4 protein-coding genes are annotated in these 6,450 nt (G+C 42.8%); 1 reads left to right on the forward strand and 3 read right to left on the reverse strand.

Annotation, left to right across the window (positions count from 1 at the left end; genetic code table 11):
• Positions 1 to 314: 314 nt before the first annotated feature.
• A complete protein-coding gene (locus ACFSRY_RS10335; RefSeq protein WP_377506510.1) occupies positions 315 to 1,103 on the reverse strand; it encodes a DUF6089 family protein in 789 nt (262 codons plus the stop codon).
• 526 nt (positions 1,104 to 1,629) lie between these two features.
• On the opposite strand from ACFSRY_RS10335, the gene ACFSRY_RS10340 reads away from it, so the two are divergent.
• Positions 1,630 to 3,561, forward strand: coding sequence for a polysaccharide biosynthesis protein (locus tag ACFSRY_RS10340; RefSeq protein WP_377506513.1), 1,932 nt, complete (start codon positions 1,630 to 1,632; stop codon positions 3,559 to 3,561).
• A gap of 45 nt (positions 3,562 to 3,606) precedes the next feature.
• On the opposite strand, the gene ACFSRY_RS10345 is transcribed toward ACFSRY_RS10340, so the two are convergent.
• Both ACFSRY_RS10345 and fahA read right to left on the reverse strand, forming a co-directional pair.
• On the reverse strand, positions 3,607 to 4,512 hold the full coding sequence (locus ACFSRY_RS10345; protein ID WP_377506516.1) for a flavin reductase family protein: 906 nt from the start codon (positions 4,510 to 4,512) through the stop codon (positions 3,607 to 3,609).
• A gap of 286 nt (positions 4,513 to 4,798) precedes the next feature.
• On the reverse strand, positions 4,799 to 6,070 hold the full coding sequence (gene fahA, locus ACFSRY_RS10350) for a fumarylacetoacetase (RefSeq protein WP_377506519.1): 1,272 nt from the start codon (positions 6,068 to 6,070) through the stop codon (positions 4,799 to 4,801).
• Positions 6,071 to 6,450 lie beyond the last annotated feature (380 nt).

Consider the following 6,450-nt stretch of genomic DNA (forward strand, 5'->3'; position numbering starts at 1 on the left):
AAGGCAGAAGCTATCGAACTGATCCCAGTCTTTCCGTTGAGCGCCTTGTGAGATTCCGGTGCCGTAAGGCATTGCGACCGCAAGGGTAGCAAAGGAAGGGAACACCGCGCGATGCGGGAAGACGAGCCCCCGCGGGCTTGGAGCGAACCAAAGCAAATGATGAAACTATAGGCAGGTAAGACTGAGGATTAAAGAAAGCTATAAAGATCAGCGAGATTATACATTGCAGATAGCAGAGGATAAAAAGCAGCTAGAGAAGATCAGCTGAAGTAAGATACCTATTCTCCTTATCCTCAAAGAAACCGAAGCCCCCCTTACTCATAAACAGGACATTCAATCTTCCCTTTACGGCCTTTCCCTTTCTTAAAGTTAGGTCCACCTCCTTTACCACCTCGTTCTCCAAACATATAAGCTAAGCCGGCAGAGAAAGTATAGTAGGAATCGTTATTACTAGGGTCGGCAGCCTGGCTAAAACCGTCGAGGTAGTCTGTTGAGGTGAAGCGGTGCATAAACTCTGCGTTTACAGTCAACTTCGGTGTAAGATAGTGTCGGATACCTATGCCAACCATAGGAACAATAAGTTGGCTTGGCAGGGTTTGCGGAATATCTTCTTCGAGTCCCAATGTATAGGGATGGTTTGCTCCATAAGTGTTCTCGGAATAGTCTCTTTGAATATCTAAAGAAGAGTATCCAATACCACCTATTATGTAAGGGAATAAATTTGGACTTATTTCCTTGGATCCCATTCCTAAGACGTCCCAAACCAAAAGACCAGCAAATTCTGTAACTGGTGAGTTGAAATTAAATTTACGAGCATGCAGGGGATTAGCATACTCTTCATCATCACCCTCCAACTTTCCTTTTGCGAAGTTTGCTCTTACGGATAAGAAATTGTTGAAGCGGTAGCTCCCATAAACTCCAAATCCAAATTTTGATGTCTTTCTAGAACCGAATTTATAGGTAGTTAAATCACCATGATAAACAAACATGCTGCCATGTGCTCCCACTTCAAAACGGGGCGGTAAGCTTTGCGCATTTGTTGTATGGCTAACAACACAGAATAGAATTATAAAAGTCAGCCAAGAGTTCTTTAATAATCTCATTATATTAATTTAATTATATTCTTTTTTTAGCTCCTTCGGCAGGATATGCTTTCAGGTGCTATTATGTTATAACGCAATAATGTCTGTCTCATTATATACTATGAAACTGTCTCTATACTTAAAGATGTGAATAAGAGTTCAAAAGTTCAGCTTTATTAGTAAAAACAAATGTACTTTGTTCTAATTATCCAATTTAAGTATGCTAAAAAGATAAGGTAAAATGAACGTGAGAAAATCTGCCTCTACTGAGAAAAACTCAGAGGGTAACAGTCAATATTGCATCCTAAAGAAGATGAATTTAATCTTGATGTAGGTATTATAAGTACTTAAACTATATACAACTGTACTATACTTTTAATTAACGTTTTTTTTATGAAAAGAGTAAAAACATTTTAAGTATTTTTGCAGATATGCCGTATAGCTAAATTAATCTGAAACTTTACGGTTGATCTTATTGACTTGGCACTGTTCAAAGGCATAAAGTCACTTGCAAATAACCGCTTTGCACTTAATTCTGACTTACTATATGAAAGTATTTTTACTGAATAAATCATTACCAAAGTGGATCATACTGCTGATCGATCAGGTAATTTCAAGTTGGTCTTTCGCATTCTCTTATTTCCTCATAAAGCAGTTCGAGTTCACAAATATCCTTAGGGGCCACTTCTTTATTTACATAGGTATTTACTGCCTTGTCTCCCTGGTAACTTTCTACACCATGCGGCTCCATACTGGTCTGATACGGTACTCCAGCACACATGATATTTACAGGATTTTCACAACAGTTCTCTTTTGCAGCCTGATCTACAGTGCCATTATGGGATTTGGCGTAATGCCTGCTTTAAATATTGATTCTCTGAACATCTACCTGGTGCTGCTGGTGAACTTCTTTATTGCTTCCGGTTTGCTGATCATGGTTCGCCTGGGGGCTAAGGGGCTGTTCTATTTTATCAAGCGAAATACTTCCGGTAAAAAAGAAACGTTCCTGATCTACGGGTCGGATGGTAATTCTATTCTGGTAAAGGATGCCTTGGAGACCAGCGGTATGGGTAAGTACATTGTAGCTGGCTTCATCGATGACAATCCTATTAAGGTAAATAAAGACATCCAACAGAAGAGAGTGTATCATGTAGATGAGATAGAGAAGCTACACCAGCGGGTGATGATAGACAAACTGGTGGTGATGAGCGAAGATCTCAAATCGGATGTTAGAAAAAATATTATTGAGAAATGTGTGGAGCTGGGCATTAAGGTACTGACCGTTCCGCCTACCTCGCAGTGGATGTCGGGGCATCTGAGTATGAACCAGATGCAGGACCTGAAAATTGAAGACCTGCTGCAACGCCCGCCGATTGTTATTGAGAACGACAGAATATCTGCGGACCTGGCTGGCAAACGTGTACTGGTAACTGGTGGAGCGGGCTCTATCGGTTCTGAGATAGTGAGGCAGGTAATTCATTACAACCCGGAGATGGTTATTATCTGTGACCAGGCAGAGACCCCTCTTCATGATCTTCAACTTGAGATAGAGGACGAGTTCCCTAATGTTAACCTGCAGATCTGTATGGGAGACATTGCCAATTTTAACAGGATGTATGCCCTTTTTAATGAGTACATGCCTCATATAGTATACCATGCCGCTGCTTACAAGCATGTGCCGATGATTGAGAATAATCCATCGGAGGCTATCATGACTAACATACTAGGGACAAAGAACCTGGCTGACCTTTCGCTTACCTTTGATGTGGAGAAATTTGTAATGGTTTCGACAGATAAGGCAGTAAATCCTACCAATATTATGGGGGCATCGAAGCGAATTGCTGAGATTTACATTCAGTCTTTGAACAGTATCCGGCCAAATGATTCGGATGACTATCATGAGAAGCAGCCTGACTTACCACAGACAAAATTCATCACCACCCGCTTCGGAAATGTATTAGGATCAAACGGATCTGTTATTCCTAGGTTTAGATCACAGATTGAGAAGGGAGGCCCTATTACTGTTACTCATCCGGATATTACCCGCTATTTCATGACCATACCAGAGGCGGTGCAACTGGTGCTGGAAGCTGGTACAATGGGTAATGGTGGTGAAATCTTTATTTTCGACATGGGGCAGCCTGTGAAGATCGTAGATCTGGCGAAGAAAATGGTGAAACTGGCAGGCATGGTACCGGATAGAGATATCGAAATTGTTTTCACCGGTCTAAGGCCAGGGGAGAAGCTGTATGAAGAACTGCTAAATTCTGAAGAGAAAACTATTCCGACACATCATCACAAGATCAAGATCTCTAAGGTAAGAAAGTACAAGTACAAAAAAGTAGTAGTTGATATCAAAGAACTATTAACCTTGAACAAAGAAAGTACTGATGTAGCGGTAGTAAGAAAAATGAAAGCCATGGTTCCAGAGTTCAGAAGCAAGAATTCTAAGTACGAAGAGTTGGATGTGGCAAACTAGAAAGGATGTGATTCAATAGCGCGAGCTTGCTGGCGCTATTGAATTTTAAACCCTCCCACATAGTAACAACACCCTCCATGCCTCCTGCACCTGATTATCCTCTAACAGTTTCTTTCCTAACAACTCTAGCTCCTGGCGAAGCTTGCCGGGCTCATCTTTATATTTATTTAGGGTATAAGCTACAAGCGGATCAGCTTTGAAGGCTTCTACTTCTGCATCTGAAGGAATGGTCTCAGTATTTCCAAGTCTGCCCAGGTTATTGCCGGAAAGAATATTGCTGTTCCGAATAAACTCTGGTAGTTGATCCACTCCAATGCCTTTGTTGCGGATTGGCTTAGCTAGCTCAAAGATACAGTCGCCGTTGGCACGTAGGTAGTAGTCGCCACCCATACGAGCTACCGCATCTAACTTGAATGGATCTATCTTGCCGTTCTCATCCAGGATGTTTTCATTCACGTGCATTAACAGCACCTCGCAAATAACAAGGTTGCCAGCGCCTCCTTCCGGTCCTAGGCTAATAACATCGTTTACCTTGCACTCAAAGGCTACTGGTGCCTCCAAAACGCGTGGTGGACCTACTAATACACATGCCTCTGGTGTTAGACCGGATTTTACAAATTCATTAATGCCTTGGTCATACTCAGTACTGGCCAGCGACATTTGCTCCACAATATCGTAATTGGCGATATTGATCACCACCTCCTTTGTCGCCAACACATTCTCTAGAGTGTGCTTGCTAGTATTATCTCTCACCCGCCGTGCAGGCGAAAAGACCAAAATGGGAGGCTTCGCACTGAACACGTTGAAAAAGCTGAACGGACTCAGATTTACATTCCCTTCCAGGTCGTTTGTGCTGGCGAAAGCGATAGGCCTTGGCGCTATGGCACCTAACAGCAAGGCATGTACTTCTGCCGTTTTTACATCCTGGGGATCTATGGTTTTGAAAGACATGTCTTAGATTAAAATGAAATTCCGGGAATAAGTTCTAAAACAACAGGTTTTGTATACTTGAGGCACCTAAACATTTATTTGGCTTTTCGCCTTGCCGGCTGGGCCTTACTTTTCTCCTTGATGAGAAAAGTAAGCAAAAGAATCAAGACGATTTTGAACTCGCTGAACGCTCAAACAAAAAATCGTCATCTTTGCACCTTGCAAGCTTTTAAGAACTTTATGTACATACGTTTAAATGTACTATGGTAAAAACTGCCTGGTTTCTTCTAATTTAAGCCTCTTACACTTAAACTGCCGGTAATATTTTGCACCTTACTTCCCCAAAACCAATACGTATGCCGTTACGCTCTCCATATCCTCGCATGATAACTGTATCGTTATCATTAACGAATTTACGCTCGGTGCCGTCGGATAGCTGGATCGGGTTTGAACCACGCCAGGTGAGTTCCAGCATGGAGCCATAGGAGTCTTTTTCTGATCCGCTAATGGTACCGGAAGCGTACATGTCACCTACTTGTAGGTTACAGCCGTTGCTACTCTGGTGGGCCAGTTGCTGGCTCATGTTCCAGTACATGTACTTATAGTTTGAACGGCAGATGCTGTTTTCCTCTCCTCCTTCAGGTTGTAGAAGTACCTCCAGGTTAATGTCATAGTTGTGGTTGCCATGGAAATCCAGGTACGGAAGTGGTTTAGGATCCTGAACCGGACCTTTTACCTTAAATGGTTCTAAAGCATCCAATGTTACTACCCACGGTGATACAGATGATCCGAAGCTCTTGGCCAGGAACGGCCCTAATGGTACATACTCCCAGGTCTGCATATCTCTTGCCGACCAGTCGTTAAACAGTACCAGCCCGAAGATATAGTCATTCGCTTCGTCAGGGGTAATGCTCTGTCCCAGTTTTGTTTCTTTACCGGTAATGAAAGCTACCTCTAATTCAAAATCCAGCAACTTGGTAGGTCCGAAAGTTGGAGCCTCTGCATCCGGGGCTTTTGTTTGGCCCTTTGGCCTGTGAAGGTCTGTGCCTGATACTACAATAGAAGAGGCGCGACCATGGTAACCGATAGGGATGTGCTTCCAGTTTGGTAACAAGGCATTTTTCGGATCACGGAACATGGTACCTACATTGGTGGCATGCTCAATGCTGCTGTAAAAGTCGGTGTAGTTCGGCACTTTCACCGGCATTAGCATCTGCGCCTCGTCCTGCCTTACCAGACATTCCCGAATCATGTTACTGTCGCCGCTGATCTCCGTATTGTCGTTTCGCAGGAGGTCTGATACCCTGTTTCTTACAGCACGCCAGATGGGTTTACCATACGCGATAAAGTCATTCAGGTAAGGGCGGTGAAATACATGTGGGTCAATATCAATCAGCTCAAAGAAACTGTGTTGGCCAACTACGCACAGGTCCAGAATGTATTCTCCAATAGCCACGCCTACACGAGGATCTCTTGTTTCTGTTTTAAAAATACCAAAAGGCAGGTTTTGTATCGGGAAGTCGCTGTTAGGCGCTATTTCTATCCAGGAGTGAAGGGAAGGGTCGTTCGCTTTGAGCATGTTGCTTGATAAAAGTTATGTAGACAAATATAGGTTTTTTCCAGTGGAAGGTAAAGTGTAAAGGGAATTCAGACTTTTTTGTAGCTAACGCAAAAGAAGGAGTAGCTGTTGAGGTGAAAGTTTATTGTTATGAGAGGATGGGCGTTTTTCTGAATGAGGAAGGATTCATAGGATAGTCTGTAGTACCGGGTCCAACCACCCCTACCCCTCCTTAGCCAAGGAGGGGAGTCTGCTACTGCTTAATTTAGGGCAGTTGTCTCGTCCTAAAATAAGTTTACAGGTTTAGGTATTAGTCCTGTTAAAAGTTTACAATTTTTCTTAGTCCTGCTATTGCTTTACAATGGTACGTTTTTTTGTATAATAATTCTTCCACACTTTTT

The sequence above is a fragment of the Pontibacter locisalis genome (assembly GCF_042684605.1).
Lineage (GTDB): Bacteria > Bacteroidota > Bacteroidia > Cytophagales > Hymenobacteraceae > Pontibacter > Pontibacter locisalis.

Coding starts and splice junctions, on each gene's coding strand:
- ACFSRY_RS10345 (WP_377506516.1), bottom strand. CDS start 4,512: ATGTCTTTCAAAACCATAGATCCCCAGGATGTAAAAACGGCAGAAGTA.
- ACFSRY_RS10335 (WP_377506510.1), bottom strand. CDS start 1,103: ATGAGATTATTAAAGAACTCTTGGCTGACTTTTATAATTCTATTCTGT.
- ACFSRY_RS10340 (WP_377506513.1), top strand. CDS start 1,630: ATGAAAGTATTTTTACTGAATAAATCATTACCAAAGTGGATCATACTG.
- fahA (WP_377506519.1), bottom strand. CDS start 6,070: ATGCTCAAAGCGAACGACCCTTCCCTTCACTCCTGGATAGAAATAGCG.